This is a genomic window from Streptomyces sp. SID3343 (assembly GCF_009865215.1).
Classification (GTDB): domain Bacteria; phylum Actinomycetota; class Actinomycetes; order Streptomycetales; family Streptomycetaceae; genus Embleya.
Genome location: NZ_WWJX01000288.1, coordinates 1 through 475, shown reverse-complemented (window position 1 = coordinate 475; position 475 = coordinate 1). Strand labels below are relative to the sequence as shown.

Sequence of the window (475 nt, the reverse complement as noted above, 5' to 3'; positions counted from 1 at the left end):
GGGACGGCGGGGGTGCCGGCGGCGGGGATGCGCCAGCCGGCCGCGCGGGTGCGCTGTGCCCAGAAGGCCGCGTATCGGCCGTCCAGCGCGCGCAGTTGGTCGTGGGTGCCGCGTTCGACCACGCGCCCGCCGTCGAGCACCAGGATCTGGTCGGCCGCGCGTACGGTGGCGAGACGGTGGGCGATGACCAACAGCGTTCGGTCGGCGACCAGTTCGCGCAGCGCGGTGACCACGGCGCGTTCGTTGTCCGGGTCGAGCGAGGCGGTCGCCTCGTCGAGGAGCACGATCGGCGCGTCCTTGAGAATGGCCCGCGCGATGGACACGCGTTGGCGCTCACCGCCGGACAGGGCCGCGCCGCCTTCGCCGACCTGGGTCGCCCAGCCGTCGGGCAGGCGGTCGGCGATCTCGTCGACGCGGGCCGAGCGGGCGGCCGCGAGCACGGCGTCGTCGTCGGCTTCGGGGCGGCCCATCCGGA

1 protein-coding gene is annotated in these 475 nt (G+C 75.8%); it reads right to left on the bottom strand.

Annotated elements, in window-relative coordinates:
• On the bottom strand, positions 1–475 hold a 475-nt coding region (locus GT354_RS09870; RefSeq protein WP_161355893.1), incomplete at both ends, for an ATP-binding cassette domain-containing protein.